The following is an 18887-nucleotide window of genomic DNA, read 5'->3' as shown; positions in this document are numbered from 1 at the left end:
GTAATGGTATGTTGCGCAGGCTGACCGTCCGATCCCGCCTCTACGTCGGGTTCGCGTCCTTGATGATCATCGCCGCCTCCTTGGGCGGCTTCTCGATCTACCAGCAGGCCGGCCTCACCGAGCAGTACGAGCGCCGGGCGCTGCTCGACGACCTGTCGCGCTCCGCCCTCGCCGTGACCGGGTCGACGAGCACGATGTCGGGCCTGGCCGAGCAGTACCGGCTCTCGCCGCGGCCGGAGCTGATCGCGGGCATCGACGGGGAGCGCCGCTCGATCGAGGAGGCCGGCGACCTCATGGCCAGCCGGGCGATCGCCGAGGACCGCCGCCGGCTCTACGGCGAGATCCGCGACCGGGCCCGCGACCTGAAGCCCGACCTGCAGCGCCTGGAGGCGGCGGGGCGCAGCATGGCCGAGGCCAAGGACAAGCTGTTCAAGGGCGGCGACGAGCTGACCCGCGCGAGCACCGCGATGGTGGCCGAGATGCGCGCCCGCGCGAGCGAGGCGCAGGTGCTCCAGGCCGCCGCGACCGAGAGCGCCGTGCTGCTGGTCCGGGTCGCCAACTGGCGCTTCCTGGCGACGCAGGACCCGAACGGCCCGGCGACCTTCGCGACCAATGCGGCCAAGGCCGAGGCCGCCCTCAAGACCCTGCGCGGCGGCGACGCCGCCGGCGCCTTCGCGCCGGCGATCCGGGCGACCGAGCAGGCGCTGGCCGCCTACGTCACCGCCTTCCAGGCCTATACCGCCGCCGCGGGCGAGAGCCGGCAGGCCTACGACGCCGGCATCAAGCCGCGGGTGACGGCGATCGACCAGGCCACCCGGACGGTGCGGGCCAAGGTCGAGGCCGCGGTCCGCGAGATCGCCGCCGAGACCCAGGCGATGACGGCCCGGACGCGGACGATTCAGCTCGTCCTGATCGCCGTCGCCCTGTCCCTCGGCGCCGGCCTCGCGATCCTGATCGCCCGCAGCATCGTCGGGCCGATCGGCGGGATGACCGCCGCGATGAAGCGGCTGGCGCAAGGAGAGACCGACCTCGCCGTGCCCTCCCGCGATTCCCGCGACGAGATGGGGGAGATGGCCGAAGCCGTCGAGATCTTCCGCCAGAACGCCATCGCCCGCGAGCAGCTGGAGGCGCAGCAGCGCGACGAGCAATCCGCCCGCCAGCGCCGCGCCGACCGGGTCGACCAGCTGGTGCGGGGCTTCCAGCACCGGGTGGCGGGCTCGCTCGAGATCGTCACCTCGGCCGCGACCGAACTCGACGTCACGGCCCGCACCATGACGGGCGTCGCCGACGCCACCAGCGCCCAGGCGCAGGCCTCCAGCGCAACCGCCGAGCAGACCTCGGCCAACGTCCAGATGGTCGCGGCCGCCGCCGAGGAGATGGTGAGTTCGCTCCAGGAGATCGAGCGGCAGGTGCTGCGCTCGAACGAGGTCGCGGGCAACGCCACCCGCGAGGCCGCGGCGACCGATGCCGCGATGACGAGCCTGAGCGCCGCCGCCACGCAGATCGGCGCCGCCGTCGCGACGATCACCGCCATCGCCGACCAGACCAACCTCCTGGCGCTGAACGCCACGATCGAGGCGGCCCGCGCCGGAGCCGCCGGCCGCGGCTTCGCGGTGGTCGCCGCCGAGGTGAAGGAGCTCGCCGCCCAGACCTCCCGGGCGACCGTGGAGATCGGCGGGCAGATCAACGCGATCCAGGCGGCCACCGGCCAGGCGGCGGGCGCCATCGGGCAGATCGGCCAGACCATCGCGACGATCAACGAGATCAGCGGCATGATCGCCGCGACGGTGACGGAGCAGACCGCCGCCACCGCCGAGATCTCGCGCAACGCCTCGCAGGCGGCGCGCAGCACCCAGGACGTGACCGCCGCGATGACCGACGTCCTCGGCTCCGCCGGCGAGACCGGCAGCGCCGCCTCCCAGGTGCTGATGGCCGCCGCCGACCTCGCCACGCAGTCCCTCACCGTGAAGCAGGAGGTCGACGGCTTCCTGCGCGACATCCAGGCGGCCTGACGCTGGCAGCGGTCGGCGAGCACCGATCCTTGATCACCGGCCCCGCCGCGGCGACGCGGCGGGGCCGTTTTTGCGTCCGCCTCCGGGCACGGCATCCCGCATCGGACGATGATCTCCGATCGATCCTCTCGGGTTGGCGGACCGAACTGCAACCCTCCGTGTCATCCCGGGGCCGCGCAGCGGAACCCGGGATCCATAACCGCTGACAGTGCAGGATGAAGAGGTAACCGAACTGACTTTTTCTCCAACGTCAACGGCTATGGATCCCGGGTTCTCGCCTTCGGCGAGCCCCGGGATGACGATGGAGAGCGTTGATACCGTTGGGGCAATCAGACAGGCTCTCAAGCGGCCGGCTCCAAACATCCATCCTTGCGGACACTCGGGACCCGCGCCGCATCGGGAGACGCGCCAGATGCAGGGATACATCGCCATCATCCAGCCGCCCGACAGCAGCGGGGAATATGCGGTCGTCTTCCCGGACGTACCGGGCTGTGCCAGTTGCGGAGAGACCTTCGCGTCAGCTGTCGAGGCGGGCCGGGAAGCTCTCTCGCTCCATCTCGGGTCCATGCGGGCGGACGGCGAGGCTCTCCCGGTCGCGCGCAGCTACGAGACCATCCTGGCCGATCCGGACTGGGCCGAGGAGCGGCAGGGAGCGACGCTCCAGCTCATCACCCCGCGCGCCCTGACGGGTGAGCGGGTGCGAGTCAACATCACGATCGACAAGGGCTTGCTGCGTCAGGCCGACGAGGCCGCCCAGGCACGGGGCCTGACCCGCTCGGGCCTGATCGAGGACGCGCTCGCGGCAACGATCGGGGCTTGATTATTTCTCTCGCGACAGATCGACGGCGGACGGCCCGTCGCCGGGACGTTCCGTCTGCGAGACCTGATGCGGGGGTCGGCAGGTGTCGAGACCCGCCGACCCGCGAGCCTCGGCAGCAATGGCGTCGAACCTCGGCCGTATCCGCCGCAACGTCACAGCGAAGAGTCCGATATTTCCGCCGCCGACCGGCTCCATGGACCAGCCCGGTGAGCGCCGCCGACATTCAAGAGCAAGAAATTGGAAAGATTTGAATACGAAACGACTTTGTGCGCTGGCGCACACCGGGCACCATCGGGGCGCTGCTGGCGAGTGACGAATGTTGACATTCATCACCCCTCCGGTAGGTTGCTGGACATGCGGCCGGGCCGGCCGCGACCTTGAGTTGAGCTCCGCCCCCTCGCTCCGCTCAAGGCCGTGGATCGGCCCGGCCGTACCTGTTTTCGCGGTGGCTGCGCGGACGGGTCGCTGCGAGGAGGCCGCTTTACGCCGGACGGCGTTTCTGGCACCCCCCCGCCATGTCCCCTTCCATGTCGCTGCGCGCCTGCCTCGTCCTCGCCATCCTCACCGGCCTCGCGGGCCTGGGTTTGCGGCTTGCCGTGCCGGTCGCGCCGGTCGATCAGGATTATCGCGACGTCGTCGCGTTCTACCGCGCGATGCCGGCGGGCAGCGGGCACTGACCGTTTAGCCGATCTCCCGCTCGGCCGCCTCGGCCAGCGCCCGGAACCGCTCCCCGGTCGGGCCGGCGCCCGAGGCTCCGTAGAGCAGCCGCCCGCCATTCGGCAGCACCCCGAACCCGCCCTCCGGCGCCTCGCGAAAACGTTCCAGCGCGATCGGGATCTGGTTCAGGGTCGCGGCCTGGCTGGCATGGGCGGCGAAGAGCGCGGCCTTGAAGGCGCAATCCTCCGGATCGAGATGGAGCGCGATCGCCCGGCGCGGCGGGTCGGTGGCCAAGAAGTCGGTGGCCAAGAAGTCGGTGACCAGGAAGCTGCCGGCGTCGAACCCGTCCGGGCCGGCATGGTAGAACGGCATCTCGATCACCGCGAGGCGCTCCGGCCCGACGAGCCGGCGGGCGCCCCTGAGACCGAGGGCCACGGCGTCGTGGTCCGGGTGGCCGCCCTCATGGGCGTGCGTCAGCGCCACGGTGATGCCGCGCGCCGCGAAGAGATCGGCCAGCTGCCGGGCGAGCGGCGCGATCGCCTCCGCCACGCCCCCGTCGGGGTAGCCCAGCGCGATGCGCCGCGCCGGCGGAATCCGCGCGAGGGTCAGGGCCGCGTCGAGTTCCCGGGCGCGGGCGGCCGCGTAGGCAGCGGGATCGGGAAAGCCGCGGCGCGCGGCGTCCCGCCCGTCGCGGGGCGCGCCGTCGGTGGCGTGGATCACCGTGAGGCCGGAGAGGCGCGGCAGCTGGGCGCCGCAGCCGATGCTCTCGTCGTCCGGGTGGGCGACGACGAGCGCGACGTGATCCGCCGGAACCGGCCCGCAGGCCGGATCGGCGAGGGCCGCCAGGAAGCTTTGAGCGGCCGGCGAGGTCGGGGCGAGGGCCGTCATCGCGGGTCAGATCGCCGGCTGCGGCCCAAGGGCCGGCCCGGGCCGGATCATCCCGGCATAGCGCCGGACCATCGCGGCGCAGAACTCGGCGAATTCCTCCTTCACCTGGGGCGGGCTGGTGTGGTGGGGGGCGATGCCCCGGTGCTCGGGGGTGAAGCAGAAGGTCACGGTCACGTCGAACTCCGCGAGGGCCTCCATCTGCCGGTCGAACCAGTCGAGGGCATCCGGCCGGAACGAATCGGCCCAGGACAGGCCGGTGCGCAAGTAGGTCACCCCGAGCCGCCGCATCCAGGCCACCGCCTCGTCGAGGCGGTGATCCTGGTAGTGGAACCACTGGCAGAGGCCCAGCGCCGGGGTGTGGCGGGCGAAATGCTCGAGCGCCGGCTTCGGCGTGCCGTCCTCGCGCAACAGCCCCATATAGAAGTGGCGGTAGTAGGAGGAGCCCTCCGCCTCCCGGTGCCGGGTGGTGGCGCCCCAGGCCTGCGGCAGGTCGTAGAGGCTGTACCAGTGGATCCGCGGCGCCCGGCCGACGAGCAATGCGGCGGTGCGGTCGAGCCCGAAGACCTGGACCTCCTCGGCCCCGAAGGTCGAGACGCCGACCTCGGTGACCCAGATCGGCTTGTCCGTCACCGCGCGGATCTCGGCGATCTTCTTCGGCCACTCGTCGATCTGCCAGAGGTTCCAGTCGAGGGGAAAGCCGTGCACCGCCACCACGTCGACGTGGTCGAGGGCACGCCGCTCGTCGAGCATCCGGATGAAGGTCGGGTCGATCGGCGAGATGCCGCCCAGCACCGTCGGCAGGTGCGCCGCCTCCGCCTTCACCGCCCGCGCCGCGCAAGCCAGCGTCTCGGAAAAGAGCGACCAGCCCGGATCGATCTCGGGATCCCAGTGCGACTTGTTGTTGGGCTCGTTCCAGATCATCGCCGCTTCGATCATGCCGGCCTCGCCGCAAAGAGGGGGTGGGGAGTATAGGCGCCCGTCATGGCGGCAGGCCGGTCGCGGTGCAAGCCGTCTGCCGCCGGGCGCCCGCGACCGGGACGGCGTGCATGCATCCCGGAGGTCTTGCCTGGCGCGAACACGCTGGAAGCATTCCGAAGAACAGCCGGTTGTCCCTGCGGCGTGACGGCCACGCAGACCTCGCTTGTGCGGCGACGCCTTGACGGCGATGCCGCACCTGCGAGATGACCTCTCCCAAATCGAGAACCGCCGACCCGTCGAACGCCTTCAGGATTCCTGGCACGATGAGCAACTTCAACGAGGAGCGCGTCCTGTCCGTCCATCACTGGACGGATTCGCTCTTCAGCTTCCGCACCACCCGCGACCCGTCGTTCCGTTTCCGCAACGGCGAGTTCACCATGATCGGCCTCAAGGGCGAGGGCGCGAAGCCCCTCCTGCGGGCCTACAGCGTGGTCAGCGCCAATTACGAGGACGAGCTGGAGTTCTTCTCCATCAAGGTGGCCAACGGCCCGCTCACCTCGAAGCTGCAGCACCTGAAGGTCGGCGACCCGATCGTGGTCAGCCGCAAGGCCACCGGCACCCTGGTGCTCGACAACCTGATGCCCGGCCGGCACCTCTACCTGCTCGGCACCGGCACCGGCCTCGCGCCGTTCCTGGCGATCATCAAGGACCCGGAAACCTACGAGCGCTTCGAGAAGGTGATCCTGGTTCATGGCTGCCGCCACGTCCAGGAGCTCGCCTACGGCGAGACGATCACCGAGACGCTGCCGAACCACGAGCTGATCGGCGACATGGTCCGCGACCAGCTGATCTACTACCCGACCGTGACCCGCGAGCCGTTCCGCAACCGCGGCCGCATCACCGACCTGATGACGTCCGGCAAGCTCTTCGCCGATATCGGCCTGCCGATGATGACGCGGGAGGCCGACCGCTTCATGCTCTGCGGCAGCCCCGACATGATCCGCGACACCCGCGACCTGCTGGCGGGCGCCGACTACGTCGAGGGCAACCACGGCGAGGCCGGCCACTACGTGATCGAGAAGGCCTTCGTCGAGAAGTAGCGGCGTGATAGGCGGGATGCGCCGGGAGACCGACCGCATGCGCATCCTGCTCATCAACCCCAACACCACCGAGGCCGTCACCGCGCAGGCGGCCGCGCATGTGCGGCGCCTGATCCCGGCCGAGATCGTGCCGGCCACCGGCCGGTTCGGCGCCCGCTATATTTCCAGCCGCGCCGCGGCGGCCATCGCCGGCCACGCCGCCCTCGACGCGCTGGCGGCGCATGTGACGGGGTGCGACGCGGTCTACCTCGCCTGCTTCGGCGATCCGGGCTTGCTCGCCCTCAAGGAGGTCTCGCCGGTGCCGGTCGTCGGCATGGCGGAGGGCGCGCTGCACCTCGCCTGCACCCGGGGCCGGCGCATCGGCATCGTCACCGGCGGCGTGCTGTGGAAGCCGATGCTGACCGAGTTCGTGGCGATGCTCGGCCTCACCGAGCGCCTCGCCGGCATCCGCACCGTGGCCCCGACCGGCGGCGAGATCGCCCGCGACCCCGACGCCGCCCTCGGCCGCCTGGCCGAGGCCTGCCGCTCCTCCGCCGAGATCGACGGCGCCGACGTGGTGGTGCTCGGCGGCGCGGCCTTGGCGGGCCTCGCCGAGCGGGTGCAGCCGCAAGTGGACGTGCCGGTGATCTGCTCGGTCGAGGCCGGGGCGCAGGCGGTGATGGCCGCGGCGGGCCTCGCCGGCGCGCGCGCGACGCTGCCGCGGACCGAAAGCGTGGGGCTGTCGGAGGAGCTGGCGGGGTTGCTGCGCGGGGTTTGAGGGGTGCGGGTCCTCGCCGCGCAGAGATGTCTGAAAAGATTGAAGCGCGGGCTTCTTCCCTCCCCTCTCTGCGGGGGAGGGTGCCCCGCGGATGCGGGGCGGGAGAGGGGCAGCGCGACGCTGATTCAGCCCGCGCGCTTCAAAACGGCTCAGTCCTCTCCGAAGCGGCGTCCCCTCTCCCGGCCTGCTCCGCAGGCCACCCTCCCCCGCAGAGGGGGGAGGGGAAAAGCCCGCGCCATTTCTTTCCCCGGACGGCCCTGGTCTGCACCGGCCGGAAGACCGAACCACCGTTCGCCCTGCCCTCACGCTTCCGACGGCGCCTCAGACAAATCCCCCACCGGCCGGAAGCATGGCACCGGCGTCCCGTTCTTCGACGCCGCGAAGACCAGCCGCACCGGCTGCCCGATCGCGAGCCCGTCCGCCTGGCACTCGACGAGGCTCGTCAGCAGCGTCGGCCCCTCCGCCAGGGTGACGTAGGCGATCGCGCGCGGCGGGTCCTCGCGGGCGAGGACCGTGTAGCTGTAGATCGTGCCCTCGCCCGAGGCCTCCTCCCAGGCGGTCTCGCCGAGGCAGAACGGGCAGAGCGTGCGCGGATACCAATGCGCCTTGCCGCAGGCCGTGCAGCGGCGCAGCAGGAACCGGCCTTCCTTCGCCGCCGCCACGAAGGGCGCGGCTTCGGGGCTGGCGGGCGGATCGGGCCAGTCGCCGTCGCGCAAGGGGATCAGGGTCATCGTCTCACTCCCTACCCAGCACCAGGGTCGCGGCGCCGTGGCGGCTGCCGAGCAGGCCGCCGATCCCAGTTGCGACGGCGAGGTCGCAGTTCTTCACCTGCACGGCCGGATGGGCCTCGCCGCGCAATTGGCGCACCGCCTCGATCACCTTGGTGATGCCGCCCCGGTTCGCCGGGTGGTTGTTGCACAGGCCGCCGCCATCGGTGTTGAACGGCAGCTTGCCGGTCCCGGAGATCAGGTTGCCGTCGGCGACGAAACGGCCCCCCTCCCCCTTCGCGCAGAAGCCCAGATCCTCGAGCTGCATCAGCACCGTGATGGTGAAACTGTCGTAGATCGAGGCGTACTTGATGTCGGCCGGCGTCACCCCGGCCTCCGCGAAGGCCGCGGGGCCCGAGTGGCGCGCCGCCGAATAGGTCAGGTCGACCTCGCCGCCGAGCTGGCCCTTATGGGCCTCGCCCGCCCCCATCACCCGCACCAGCGGGCGCTTCAGGCGCCGGGCGATCTCCGGCCGCACCACCACCAGCGCCCCGCCGCCGTCGCTGACGACGCAGCAATCGAGCCGGTGCAGCGGATCGGCGACCATCGGTGAGGCCAAGACATCCGCGACGCTCACCACGTCGCGCAGCATGGCGTGGGAATTGTGCTGCGCGTGGTGCGAGGCCGCGACTTTGATCCAGGCGAGCTGCTCGGACGTCGTGCCGAACTCATGCATGTGCCGGCGCGCGCACAAAGCGTAGAGGTTGACCGTGGTCGGGCCGAACGGGGTCTCCCACGGGCTGTCCGGCGCGTCGGCGATGACGGGCCGGGCGGCGGTGCCGGAATGCCCGGCGCTTCGCGGACGGCCGGCGAGGGTGATCAGCGCGACGTTGCACTTCCCCATCGCGATGGCCTGCGCCGCGTGGGCGACGTGGGCGATGTAGGAGGCGCCGCCCAGATCGGTGCTGTCGAGGTGGCGGAGCTTGAGGTTCATGTAGTCGGCCATCGCCAGCGGCCCGAGGCCCGGCGCATCGCCGGCGCAGAAATAGCCGTCGACGTCGTCCTTGGTGAGGCCGGCATCCGCCAGCGCGCCGGCGGCGGATTCGGCATGGAGCTGGGCCACGGACTTGTCCGGGGCCTTGCGCGTCGGGTGCTCGTAGGCCCCGGCGATGTGGGCGCGTCCGTTGATCGTCATGGTCACACCGGGTCCCAGGAAAACACGTCGGGGCTGCGGTCGAGGGGGGCGAGGTGGCCCGACAGCGCCGGCATGCCGTGCTCGGCGATGGTCTCCGGCGTCCAGCCCTCAGAGCGGTGCACGCCGCGCACCGGGCGGGGATGGTTGAAGACGAACAACTCGTTGTGGCGGGCGGCGAAGATCTGGCCGGTGACGTGGTTCGCCTCATCGGAGGCGAGGAAGACCGCGAGCGGCGCGTTCTTCTCCGGCCCCATCGCCTGGAGCTTGGCGACGCGGGCCTTCTGCTCCGGGGTCTCGGCGGGGATCGAGCTCGTCATCCGGCTCCAGGCGAAGGGCGCGATGCAGTTCGAGCGCACGCCGAACCGGCCCATGTCGAGGGCGATCGACTTCGACAGGGCGGCGACGCCGAGCTTGGCCGCGGAGTAATTCGCCTGTCCGATATTGCCGATCAGCCCCGAGGTCGAGGTCATGTGGACGTAAGCACCCCCGTTCTGGCGCCGGAAAATCTCGGCGGCGGCGCGGGAGACGAAGAAGCTGCCGTTGAGGTGGACGTTGATGACCGACAGCCACTCCTCGGGGGTCATCTTGTGGAAGATCTGGTCGCGCAGGATGCCGGCATTGTTGACCACGATGTCGAGGCGCCCGAAGGCGTCCAGCGCCGTGGCGACGATGCGTTGCGCGGCGTCCCACTCGGCCACCGTGTCGGTGTTGACCACGGCTTGCCCGCCGCGCTGCTCGATGATGGCTCGGGTCTGCTCGCCCGGCGTCGCCGAGGTCTCACCGAGGCCGCTCAAGCTGGCGCCGACGTCGTTGACCACCACCTTGGCGCCGGCGAGCGCCATGGCGAGCGCGATCTCCCGCCCGATGCCGCCGCCGGCCCCGGTGACGAGCGCGACCTTGCCGTCCAGCATGCCCATGGGGTTTCTCCCTTGCTTCACCGCCCCGTCCAACGCGGCGGGCGCTTCTCGACGAAGGCCCGCGGGCCCTCGCGATAATCCTCGGAGGCCTGGACCCGGGCGCGGGCGGCGGCGCTCGCGGCGCGCAATCCCGCCTCGTCGGTGTCGGGCGCCAGCCGCGCGACGGCGAGGCTCTCGCGCACGGCGAGCGGGGCGTTGCCGGCGATCGTGTGCGCCAGCGCCACCGCCTCGTCCCGGGCCGCGCCCGGCGCCGCCAGCCGGTTGACGAGGCCGAGCGCGTGGGCGCGGGCCGCCTCCAGCCGCCCGCCGGTCAGGATCAGTTCGAGGGCGACCGCCCGCGGCAGGGCCCGCGGCAGCCGGTAGAGGCCGCCCGCCGCCGCGACGAGGCCGCGGGTCACCTCCGGCAGGCCGAAGCTCGCCCCCTCCCCGGCGACGATCAGCTCGCAGGCGAGCGCGATCTCGCAGCCGCCGGCAAGCGCAGGCCCGTCCACGGCGGCGATCCAGGGCTTGGCCCGCGCCGCGTGGACGAAGCCGGCGAACCCGCCTGTCTCCGTCCAGAGATCGTCGGCGCCGCCCGCGGCGACGACCTTCAGGTCGGCCCCGGCGCAGAAGACGGGGCCTGACCCAGCGAGCACCACGGCGCGGACCGCGTCGTCGGCCTCGGTCTCGGCCACCGCCCGCGCGAGGGCACGGGCGAGGCCCGGGTCGACGGCGTTGCGGGCCGCCGGCCGGTTCAGCGTCACGACCGCGACGTGATCGCCGTCGCGCTCGACGAGGACCGGATCCGCCATCACGCCGCCTCCCATTCGAGGAGCCCGTCGGGGGCCGTGCGCAGGGTGCCCTCGCGCCCGACGGGAGAGCTTTCGAGGTCGGTCAGTAGGGCCAGGCTCGCGCGGTCGGCCGCGGGCACCCGGGCCAGCAGCCGCGCTTCGCCCTGGCGCAGCACCACGACGCCGCGATCGGGCGCGCCCGCGCGGTCGAACAGCACGGTGTGGGTCTCGACGATGGCGCGGCCCGTCGCCGCTTCGAGGACCGGCGGCACGGGCCCGCGGCGGCGATCCGCCTCATCCTGGACCGAGACCGGCGCCTCGTCGGGCGCGCGGGGAGGACCGCCGAGCACCAGGGCGTGGTGCTTGGTCACGAACTCGCCCTGGCCGTAGAGCAGCCCCGACGCCCCCGGCGCGTCACGCAGGCGGCGGACCATCGCGCAGGCGGCGTGCGCCATGTAGCCGTTGAGCGGCGCGCCGAAGAAGGTCAGCCCGCCCGCCACGGTCGGCACGGTCTCCGCCGGCAGACCGAGGCTGCGGCGTGCCATCTTGGGCACGCAGGGAAAGCAGCTGTAGAGCTCGATCGCCGCGAGGTCGGCGGGGGTGAGGCCGGCCCGGCGCAGGGTCTCGGCCAGCACCGCGTCCTGCGCCGGCGCGTGGTCGAAGCGGTCGCGCGACAGCCAGTCCCGCGGCTCGCTCGCAGAGGTTCCGGGGCCGATCGGGACCAGGCGGTGCTCGGGGAGGCCGGCGGCGCGGGCCAGCGCCAGGCTCGTGACGATCAGGGCGGCGGCCTGGTTCACCACGGGGTTCGCCACCATCAGCTTCGGATAGGGCCAGGCGATCGGCCGGTTGGCGGCGGACGGGGTCGCGATCTCGTCGGCCGTGAACGGGCGGCGCAGCCACCCGGACGGGTTCTCCGCCGCGACGCGGGACATCGCGGCGCCGAGAGACGCCGATTCGTCGCGGCCCTGGCGCGGGGTCTGGCCCCAGGCGGCCTGGAGCGCGGTCTCGTAGAGGGGATAGACGACCACCGGCTGCGACAGGCCGTGGCGCAGGGCCTGGGGATGGAGATAGTCGCGCGCCCGCGGGTTGGTCCAGGCGGGATCCGGCGCGGTCCAGGGCGGGGCGGCGTCCCGTTCGGGCTTCAGGCCGGCCCGGCGCGCGGCGCCCGCGCTGTGCTCCGCCTCGCCGCTGCACAGGGCCGCGACCTCGGCCTCGCCGCAGGCGATGCGCCGCGCCGCCTCGTGCAGGAAGCGCACCGGCGTCTCGCCGCCGACCGGGCCGTAGGCGAGGCGGGCCGGGCGGTGGCCGATCAATTCGGCGACGCGGGCGGGCAGGTCGGCATAGGGCCAGGAGACCGCGTTGACGACGTCGAGGGAGGCGACGCGGGAGAGCCAGCCGCCGCCGGCATCCGCGTCGGCGCGGGCCAGGGCCTCGGCCATCAGGGCGGCGGGCTCGGGGCCGATCGGGTGGCGGCCGGGGGCGTCGGGCCGGTCGGCGACCTCGCCGACGCCGACGATGACGGGGATGCGGGTGGGGTCGGTCATGGCGCACCTGCGGAGGCACCGCCGCCTACCCCCTCTCCCCTCTGCGGGGGAGGGTGGCCTGCGGAGCAGGCCGGGAGAGGGGCAGCGCGACGCTGAAGGACATGGCGTCCTTCACGTCGGTCGCGACCTCTCCGGAAGCGTGGTTCCCCTCTCCCGCCCGGCATCCGCCGGGCACCCTCCTCCGCAGAGGGGGGAGGGGTCGGGGGCGCGCTCCAGCTCAAGCCCGCCAGCCCCATTACCCCGCCTCCCCCACTTCGATCACCGCGTCCGCCGCAAAAGCCCCCTCCGGCAGGGCGAAGACCGGGTTGAGGTCGATGGAGGCGAGCCGCGGCCCGGCTGCCGCCGCGAAGACCGAGAGGCGCGACAGCATCCGGGCGAGCGCCGCGATGTCGCAAGGCGGCCGGCCGCGGGCACCGGTGAGCAGGGGTGCGGCCTTGATCGAGCGGATCATCGCCTCGGCGACGTCCTCGCCGAAGGGGCAGCGGCGGAAGACCACGTCGCGCATCACCTCGACGAAGACCCCGCCGAGGCCGACCATCGCCACCGGGCCGAAGACCGGGTCGCGCTGGATGCCCATGATGCACTCGACCGCGCCCTTGATCTGGCGCGCCACCAGCACGCCCTCGATCCGGGCCGCAGGGGCGTGCCGGGCCCCGCGCGCGAGAAGCGTGGCGTGGCCGCGCCGGACCGCCTCGGCATCGGCGACGTCGAGGAGCACGCCGCCGATCTCGGTCTTGTGCAGGATGTCCGGCGACAGGATCTTCATCACGACCGGGAAGCCGAACGACTCCGCCGCCGCCACCGCCGCCTCGGCATCGGCGCACACCGCCTCCGGCACCGTGGCGATTCCGTAGGCGGCGAGCAGGCGCTTGGCCTCGGCCTCGCTCGGCGTCGCCTCGGGCAGCCGGACGGGCTCGCCCACCGGCGGTACGGCCGGCTCCGACTCCGAAAAGCTCGTGCCGAGGCGGCCCATCGCGTCGAGGGCGACCACCGCCCGGGCCGGGTCCTCGTAGAGCAGGTAGCCGTCGGCCTCGTATTCCCGGTTGCGCTCCTCGGGGGCGAGGACCGACAGGGCGTAGAGCCGGTCGGGGTGGCGCGCCTTGACGGCGTTGAGCTGGGTGCGGATCGCCGGCGCCATGCTGGGGGCGCCGCCGATCTGGGTGAAGAAGGCGAGGATCGAGGAATAGCCGCCGTCGGCGATCATCGATTCGGTGAAGCGGCCGATCAGCGACAGGTCGTTGAAGGCCTGGGCGGTGCAATCGACCGGGTTGAGGGGCGAGGCGATCGGCAGGATCGCCTTGAGGCGCGCTTGCGCGTCCTCGGGCATCGGCGGCATCGGCAGGCCGGCGGCCTCGGCGGCATCCGAGATCAGCACGCCGGCGCCGCCCGAGATGGTGATGACCCCGAGGGTATTGGGCACCGGGTAGATCCGCCGCGTCGCCGCGTAGGCGATGTCGATCAGTTCCTCCGTCGAGCGGGCCCGAATCGCGCCGTGCTCGGCGAGCACCGCGGAAAAAATCGCGTCGTTGCCGGCGATCGAGGCGGTGTGCGACTGCGCCGCCGCGCTGCCGACCGCGCTGCGCCCGACCTTCATCAGGATCACGGGCTTCTTTGCCCGCCGGGCCGCCGCCAGGGCCCCGGCGAAGGCCGGCCCGTCCTGCACCCCCTCGACATAGGCCATGATGACGTCGAGGTCGTCGTCCCGGGTCATCCAGCCGATCGCGTCGGCGACCGCGAGGTCGGCCTCGTTGCCGGTGGTGATCAGCATCCCGGTGCCGATGCCCCGCGCCCGGCAGGCGGCGAAGAGGTGGGTGCCGTAGGCCCCCGACTGGCTGGCGATGCCGATCCGTCCCGGCAGCGGCAACCCGCCCTCGAGCGAGGCGGTGAAGATCGGGTAGAAGCCGGACGCCGCGTTGAACAGGCCGAGGCAGTTGGGACCGAGAAGCCGCATCCCGTGCCGCCGCGCCGCAGCGACGAGGGCCGCTTGCGCCCCCACCTCCCCGACCTCGGCGTAGCCCGCCGTGAACATCACGGCAAAGCGCGTGCCGCGGGCGCCCAGTTCCTCCACCGCTTGGAGCGCCGCCGCGCCCGGCACCGCCACCACCGCGACGTCGGGCACAAGCGGCAGGGCCGCCACCGAGGGGTAGCAGGGCAGGCCCTGCACCTCGGCCCGGTTCGGGTTCACCGGCAGGATCGCGCCCTGAAAACCCGCGCGCAGCATGTAGGCGATCGGCCGGCCGCCGATGCGGGTCGGGTCGGCGGAGGCGCCGATGATCGCGACCGCGCCGGGGCGGACGAGAGGAGCCAGATCGGCGTCAGTTCTGGACATACGGGCATCCGCCTTCGCTGAGCGGCCGGAACGCCTCGTCGCCCGGCACCGTGGCGACGAGCTCGTAGAGGTCCCACTTGCCCTTCGACTGGGACGGCTTCTTGAAGCGCATCAGGTACATGTCGTGGACCATGCGGCCGTCGACCCGGACCTTGCCGCCTTGCGCGAAGAAGTCGTTGACGGGTGTGGCGCGCATCTTCGCCATCACGGTGGCGGAGTCGGTGGTGCCGGCGGCCTGCACCGCCTTCAGGTAATGGGTGAGCGCCGAGGTCACCCCGGCCTGGTAGGCGGTCGGCATCGCCTTGCGGCGGGCGTAGAACCGCTCGGCATAGGCCCGGGTCTCCGGCGTGCGGTCCCAGTAGAAGCTGTCGGTGAACAGCGCGCCCTGCACTACCTCGAGGCCCAGCGAGGCGGAATCGGTCAGCGTCACCTGGAGCGCCGCCATGATCTTGTCGGACTGGGACAGGCCGAATTCATGCGCCTGCTTGATCGCGTTGGCGAAATCGCTGCCCGCATTGGCGAGCGCGACCACCTGCGCGGGCGAGGATTGCGCCTGGAGCAGGAAGGACGAGAAGTCGGGATTGTTGAACGGGTGGCGGACCTTGCCGACCACCTTGCCGCCTGCCGCCTCGACCGCCCGGGTCGCGTCGCGCTCGAGCGCGTGGCCGAAGGCGTAGTCGGCGGTGAGGAAATACCAGGACTTGGCGCCGCGGGCGACCAGCGCCTTGGCGGTGGCGTTCGACGAGGCGTAGGTGTCGTAGGTCCATTGCACGCTGGTCGGCGAGCACGACTTGCCGGTGAGGTCCGAGGAGCCGGCACCCGAGATCAGGAAGATCTTGTTGCGTTCGCGGGTCACCGCCTGGACCGCGAGGGCGACCGCGGAATTCACCCCCTCCGCCACCACGTCGACGCCCTTCGTGTCGATCCAGTTGCGCACGATGGTGGAGGCGATGTCGGGCTTGTTCTGGTGGTCGGCCGAGATGATCTCGATCCGCTTGCCCAGAACCGTCGGGCCGAAATCCTCGACGGCGATCTGGGCGGCGGCGACCGAGCCCTCGCCGTTGCCCTCGCTGTACTGGCCGCTCATGTCGGTGATGATGCCGATCCGCAGCACGTCGCCCTCGGCGCGGGCCGCGGAGGCGAGAGGGCTGAGAAGCGCGGTCGCGGCGCAGAGCGCCCTCAGCGTCGCGCCGGCGCGGCGCATGCCGGCACCGGGCGCCGTCCGGGCCCGTCGGGTCCGTGCCATCCTGGTCCTCCCATGATGTGCGTGCCCGGTCTTCGCGGGCCGCGCGCGGATCATCGTTTTCATTCCGTCCGCTGAACGCTATTCTGTACCGTAAACGCCAGACACGGCAAGGGGGTCGGGGGTGCAGGGCAGCGGTGCGAACGAGCGGGGCGAGGCGGCCGGCGAGCGGGTGAGCGTGATGGAGGTCGGCCGCGAGGTCGGGGCGGTGGCGCAGGCCGCGGCGATCCTGCGGGCGGTCGCGGGCGCGCGCGAGGCGCTGGGCGTCACGGCGATCGCGCGGGCCGCCGGGGTCAGCCCCTCGACCACGCTCAACATCCTGCGCACCCTGGTGCACGAGGGCTTCGTCGCGCTGGTGCCGGACACCAAGACCTACCGCCTCGGCCTCGGCCTCTTGGAGGTGGCGCGCCCGCTCCTCAACCGCTCGGACGTGGAGCTGCTCCAGCCGCGCCTGCAACAGGTCGCGACGGAGTTCGAGGCGACGGCGACCGTCTGGCAGGTGGCGCCCGACGACAAGGCGCTGCTCCTCGGGCGGATCGTGCCGGCGAGCGGCATCCACATCGAGTTCCGCCTCGCCACCCGCATCCCGGCCTATGCCGGCGCGATCGGCCGCGCGGTGGCGGCGGCCGGGCAGAGTGCCGGCCAGTTGCCGCGCGCCACCCTGCGGGCCCGGTTCGGGGCGATCCGCTGGCACGTCCCGGTGGCGTTCGAGACCTTCCTGGCGGAGATCGAGGAGGCCTCGGCCAACGGCTACGCCGTCGATCTCGGCCACCTCATCCGCGGGGTCACCTCCGCCGCCGCCGCCCTGTGCGACCGCTCCGGGCGCCCGCGCCTCGTCGTGGCGGCCCACCTGTTCCAGGGGCAGTTGACGGAGGAGCGGCTGGAGGCTCTGGGCGTGGCGTTGCGCGGGCTGGTCGAGGCGGCGCAGCCGGCGATGTTCGGGGTGGCGGAGGGGGCGGTGCGGCGGGGTGGGGGGCGGTGAGGCCTCCCCCATCTCGGAGGGGCCGCGACGGACGGGCAGCCCTGCTCCGGCAGCTCCGGGCGGGATTTCGCCCGCACGGACCCGCTACTTGCGGAACAGCATCTTCGACAACCCGGACTGCCGGATGATCGATTGCAACGTCCCGATCGCAACATCGTCGGACGGCTTTCCGGCGATCGTCACGAGGTGGACTTTCCCGCCGATCACGGCCCGGTACTGCCTGTGGCTCGTTCCGTCATGGCGCGTCAGGATGAAGCCATTCGCTTCCAGGATCGCGATGACCTCCGCGAACGTGCAGGTCAGGCGGGGCAAGGAAGCTCGTAGCTCGCCCTGTAATCGCCCCGGTCGCGGCGCGTGAGAGCGTGCCAGAGGAAGCCGATGACCAGACCCGCACGGACATGCCAGGGCGCGCGGCGGCGCAGGAGCCGGGCACGCACGGCAGGCTCTTCGGCATTCACCGCTTCGAGATAACTCGCGATGGATGTCTGCATGAGGGTGAGGACCTCCTGCTGGGTCTCACCCTGAACGGCGATATCGAGATCGACGCAGATGGCCTCCCACCGGCCGGGGCGGCCCTTGGCGAAGCAGAGCAGGCGCCGGTCAGTCACGGCTGCATCCCTGGAATTCATGCTCATAGGGGTGTGTACGAGCCTCGGACGCGCGCTGACAACCGATGCCGTTGACGAACCGGGCCGAGTGTCACTCCGGGACAGGGTCACTCCGGGATCGCCACGGATGGAGAAGCCCGGGCTGCGGCGGGCGTGCCGCACCTCCGTGCGGGGAGGACGATGGGGCGACGCCGCCGCGAACCGCAGTTCCGAAACCCCCGGTCAGGTTCGAGGTTGCCCGTCAGGCGTCATGGCGACTGCCACGTCCCTCTCACCCGACAGGAGCAACCCCGACACCATGAGCGAACAGCGCGACGTGACCACCCCGGACGGCACCGCCTGGACCTGCATCGAGGCCCTCGCCGACCTGCCGGATGCGGCGAAAGACAAGCTCGCCGGCGAGGGGCGCCGGGCCGTGGTCTGCACGCCGTCGGGCGGCGCGCAGTCGGTGCGGCTGTCCCTGGCCGAGGACTGGCGGGACATGCCGGAGGCCGAGCTCGCCGCCGCGATCGAGGCGGGGCGCGCGGGCGGCGGCCGGTGAAAGCCGCGCCTGGTCAGGCCCCAGCCGCTCGCTCGTGGTGAGACACCTCCGCAGCCCTCACGCGCGACCGAGCCGGTAGAACGAGACCGCGTTGCCCCCGAACACCGCATCGTGATGGGCCGGAGGCACCAGGGCCCGGCACGCGTCGAGCCAGTCGCCGTAGGCGCCCGCGAGGTTCAGGACGGGCCAGTCGCTGCCCCACAGCACCCGGGCGGGCCCGAACAGGTCCAGGATCGCCTCGGCGTAGGGGCGCACGGCCTCCGTGCCGCCCTCCCCCGCCTCGGTCAGGAGGCCGGAGAGCTTGCACCACACGTTCGGCCGGGCGGCGAGCGCAGCCATGGCCTCCCGCCACCCGGGCGTGCCGCCCGCCCCGATCTCCGGCTTCGCGCCGTGGTCGACGACGATGCGCAGGTCGGGGTGGCGCAGGGCGAAGGTCAGGAGGGACCCGAGCTGGCGCGGGCGGACCAGGGCGTCGAAGGCGAGGCCGTGCGCCACCATCGCGTCGATGGCGGGCGCAAGCGCCGGGTCGGCGATCCAGGCGTCGTCGGGATGGTCCTGGAGCATCGGGCGCAGGCCCTTCAGGTGCGGGTCGCGGGCGAGCCGCGCGATTTTCTCCGGCGCGTCCGGCGCTGTCAGGTCGGTCCAGCCGACGACGCCGCGGATGACGGGAGCGCGCGCGGCGAGCGCCAGCATCGCGGCGGTCTCGGCCTCGTCCTCCAGGGTCTGGACCAGCACCGTGCCGTCGATACCGGCCGCGGCGAGGAGCGGCGCCAGGTCGTCGAGGGTGAAGTCGCGGTGAATCGCCGCGAGGGCCGGCGGCGGCCATTGGCCGGCCCGGTCGGCGAGGCGCCAGAGGTGGTGGTGGGCGTCGATGCGCGGGGCGGTCTCGGTCATCACGG

Annotated in this window: 19 protein-coding genes; 7 read left to right on the top strand and 12 right to left on the bottom strand. The window is 72.4% G+C overall.

Translation table 11 applies throughout. The features are described 5' to 3' along the window. The first annotated feature begins 62 nt into the window (after positions 1–62). From BM430_RS14985 to BM430_RS34720, 3 genes are all read left to right on the top strand, one after another. On the top strand, positions 63–2012 hold the full coding sequence (locus tag BM430_RS14985; RefSeq protein WP_093568165.1) for a methyl-accepting chemotaxis protein: 1950 nt from the start codon (positions 63–65) through the stop codon (positions 2010–2012). A 412-nt stretch (positions 2013–2424) separates the two neighbouring features. Then, on the top strand, positions 2425–2832 hold the full coding sequence (locus BM430_RS14980; RefSeq protein ID WP_177303053.1) for a type II toxin-antitoxin system HicB family antitoxin: 408 nt from the start codon (positions 2425–2427) through the stop codon (positions 2830–2832). 515 nt (positions 2833–3347) lie between these two features. Continuing rightward, on the top strand, positions 3348–3509 hold the full coding sequence (locus BM430_RS34720) for a hypothetical protein (protein WP_177303051.1): 162 nt from the start codon (positions 3348–3350) through the stop codon (positions 3507–3509). A gap of 4 nt (positions 3510–3513) precedes the next feature. On the opposite strand, the gene BM430_RS14975 is transcribed toward BM430_RS34720, so the two are convergent. Next, complete coding sequence (locus BM430_RS14975; protein WP_093568063.1) at positions 3514–4377, bottom strand: PIG-L deacetylase family protein; 864 nt, start codon at positions 4375–4377, stop codon at positions 3514–3516. 6 nt (positions 4378–4383) lie between these two features. Next, positions 4384–5313: a glycoside hydrolase 5 family protein gene (locus BM430_RS14970; RefSeq protein ID WP_093568062.1), complete on the bottom strand. Its 930-nt coding sequence runs from the start codon at positions 5311–5313 to the stop codon at positions 4384–4386. A 305-nt stretch (positions 5314–5618) separates the two neighbouring features. Between BM430_RS14970 and BM430_RS14965 the strand changes: the two genes are divergently transcribed. Both BM430_RS14965 and BM430_RS14960 read left to right on the top strand, forming a co-directional pair. After that, a complete protein-coding gene (locus BM430_RS14965; protein WP_093568061.1) occupies positions 5619–6395 on the top strand; it encodes a ferredoxin--NADP reductase in 777 nt (258 codons plus the stop codon). Positions 6396–6432: 37 nt separating this feature from the next. After that, positions 6433–7152, top strand: coding sequence for an aspartate/glutamate racemase family protein (locus BM430_RS14960; protein WP_093568164.1), 720 nt, complete (start codon positions 6433–6435; stop codon positions 7150–7152). 302 nt (positions 7153–7454) lie between these two features. Here the strand turns inward: BM430_RS14960 and BM430_RS14955 are convergent, their stop codons facing one another. The 7 genes from BM430_RS14955 to BM430_RS14925 form a co-directional block, all read right to left on the bottom strand. After that, a complete protein-coding gene (locus BM430_RS14955; protein WP_093568060.1) occupies positions 7455–7883 on the bottom strand; it encodes a Zn-ribbon domain-containing OB-fold protein in 429 nt (142 codons plus the stop codon). Between the two features lie 4 nt (positions 7884–7887). After that, positions 7888–9054: a thiolase domain-containing protein gene (locus tag BM430_RS14950; protein ID WP_093568059.1), complete on the bottom strand. Its 1167-nt coding sequence runs from the start codon at positions 9052–9054 to the stop codon at positions 7888–7890. Between the two features lie 2 nt (positions 9055–9056). Next, complete coding sequence (locus tag BM430_RS14945; RefSeq protein ID WP_093568058.1) at positions 9057–9971, bottom strand: SDR family oxidoreductase; 915 nt, start codon at positions 9969–9971, stop codon at positions 9057–9059. A gap of 17 nt (positions 9972–9988) precedes the next feature. Further along, entirely contained in the window at positions 9989–10762 is a 774-nt protein-coding gene (locus tag BM430_RS14940) for an enoyl-CoA hydratase-related protein (protein WP_093568057.1), read from the bottom strand. Then, positions 10762–12285 (bottom strand): acetyl-CoA acetyltransferase, encoded by a 1524-nt coding sequence (locus BM430_RS14935; RefSeq protein WP_093568056.1) that lies wholly within the window; start codon positions 12283–12285, stop codon positions 10762–10764. The genes BM430_RS14940 and BM430_RS14935 overlap by 1 nt, the downstream gene beginning before the upstream one ends. Positions 12286–12520: 235 nt before the next feature. Further along, entirely contained in the window at positions 12521–14614 is a 2094-nt protein-coding gene (locus BM430_RS14930; RefSeq protein WP_093568055.1) for an acetate--CoA ligase family protein, read from the bottom strand. Then, positions 14601–15818, bottom strand: coding sequence for an ABC transporter substrate-binding protein (locus BM430_RS14925; protein ID WP_093568054.1), 1218 nt, complete (start codon positions 15816–15818; stop codon positions 14601–14603). The genes BM430_RS14930 and BM430_RS14925 overlap by 14 nt, the downstream gene beginning before the upstream one ends. A gap of 163 nt (positions 15819–15981) precedes the next feature. Here BM430_RS14925 and BM430_RS14920 point away from each other — a divergent pair, with 163 nt between their 5' ends. After that, entirely contained in the window at positions 15982–16839 is an 858-nt protein-coding gene (locus BM430_RS14920) for an IclR family transcriptional regulator (RefSeq protein ID WP_093568053.1), read from the top strand. Between the two features lie 84 nt (positions 16840–16923). Here the strand turns inward: BM430_RS14920 and BM430_RS14915 are convergent, their stop codons facing one another. Then, a complete protein-coding gene (locus tag BM430_RS14915; RefSeq protein WP_093568052.1) occupies positions 16924–17151 on the bottom strand; it encodes a type II toxin-antitoxin system HicA family toxin in 228 nt (75 codons plus the stop codon). Then, positions 17139–17447 (bottom strand): hypothetical protein, encoded by a 309-nt coding sequence (locus BM430_RS14910; protein ID WP_143132038.1) that lies wholly within the window; start codon positions 17445–17447, stop codon positions 17139–17141. The genes BM430_RS14915 and BM430_RS14910 overlap by 13 nt, the downstream gene beginning before the upstream one ends. Before the next feature lie 298 nt (positions 17448–17745). On the opposite strand from BM430_RS14910, the gene BM430_RS14905 reads away from it, so the two are divergent. Further along, positions 17746–17988 (top strand): hypothetical protein, encoded by a 243-nt coding sequence (locus BM430_RS14905; RefSeq protein WP_093568050.1) that lies wholly within the window; start codon positions 17746–17748, stop codon positions 17986–17988. A 57-nt stretch (positions 17989–18045) separates the two neighbouring features. Here the strand turns inward: BM430_RS14905 and BM430_RS14900 are convergent, their stop codons facing one another. After that, a complete protein-coding gene (locus BM430_RS14900) occupies positions 18046–18882 on the bottom strand; it encodes an amidohydrolase family protein (RefSeq protein ID WP_093568049.1) in 837 nt (278 codons plus the stop codon). Between the last annotated feature and the right edge of the window lie 5 nt (positions 18883–18887).

The sequence above is a fragment of the Methylobacterium sp. 174MFSha1.1 genome (assembly GCF_900116815.1).
Taxonomy (GTDB): Bacteria; Pseudomonadota; Alphaproteobacteria; order Rhizobiales; family Beijerinckiaceae; genus Methylobacterium.
The sequence above is the reverse complement of the archived record's forward strand: the minus strand, read 5'-3'. Positions and strand labels throughout refer to the sequence as shown.

Bases quoted from the DNA above. Each gene is read 5' to 3' on its own strand.
- BM430_RS14975 (WP_093568063.1), bottom strand. From the start codon at position 4,377: ATGACGGCCCTCGCCCCGACCTCGCCGGCCGCTCAAAGCTTCCTGGCG.
- BM430_RS14950 (WP_093568059.1), bottom strand. From the start codon at position 9,054: ATGACGATCAACGGACGCGCCCACATCGCCGGGGCCTACGAGCACCCG.
- BM430_RS14905 (WP_093568050.1), top strand. From the start codon at position 17,746: ATGAGCGAACAGCGCGACGTGACCACCCCGGACGGCACCGCCTGGACC.
- BM430_RS14935 (WP_093568056.1), bottom strand. From the start codon at position 12,285: ATGACCGACCCCACCCGCATCCCCGTCATCGTCGGCGTCGGCGAGGTC.
- BM430_RS14900 (WP_093568049.1), bottom strand. From the start codon at position 18,882: ATGACCGAGACCGCCCCGCGCATCGACGCCCACCACCACCTCTGGCGC.
- BM430_RS14930 (WP_093568055.1), bottom strand. From the start codon at position 14,614: ATGTCCAGAACTGACGCCGATCTGGCTCCTCTCGTCCGCCCCGGCGCG.
- BM430_RS14970 (WP_093568062.1), bottom strand. From the start codon at position 5,313: ATGATCGAAGCGGCGATGATCTGGAACGAGCCCAACAACAAGTCGCAC.
- BM430_RS14940 (WP_093568057.1), bottom strand. From the start codon at position 10,762: ATGGCGGATCCGGTCCTCGTCGAGCGCGACGGCGATCACGTCGCGGTC.
- BM430_RS14985 (WP_093568165.1), top strand. From the start codon at position 63: ATGATCATCGCCGCCTCCTTGGGCGGCTTCTCGATCTACCAGCAGGCC.
- BM430_RS14965 (WP_093568061.1), top strand. From the start codon at position 5,619: ATGAGCAACTTCAACGAGGAGCGCGTCCTGTCCGTCCATCACTGGACG.
- BM430_RS14945 (WP_093568058.1), bottom strand. From the start codon at position 9,971: ATGGGCATGCTGGACGGCAAGGTCGCGCTCGTCACCGGGGCCGGCGGC.
- BM430_RS14980 (WP_177303053.1), top strand. From the start codon at position 2,425: ATGCAGGGATACATCGCCATCATCCAGCCGCCCGACAGCAGCGGGGAA.
- BM430_RS14925 (WP_093568054.1), bottom strand. From the start codon at position 15,818: ATGCGCCGCGCCGGCGCGACGCTGAGGGCGCTCTGCGCCGCGACCGCG.
- BM430_RS34720 (WP_177303051.1), top strand. From the start codon at position 3,348: ATGTCCCCTTCCATGTCGCTGCGCGCCTGCCTCGTCCTCGCCATCCTC.
- BM430_RS14960 (WP_093568164.1), top strand. From the start codon at position 6,433: ATGCGCATCCTGCTCATCAACCCCAACACCACCGAGGCCGTCACCGCG.
- BM430_RS14955 (WP_093568060.1), bottom strand. From the start codon at position 7,883: ATGACCCTGATCCCCTTGCGCGACGGCGACTGGCCCGATCCGCCCGCC.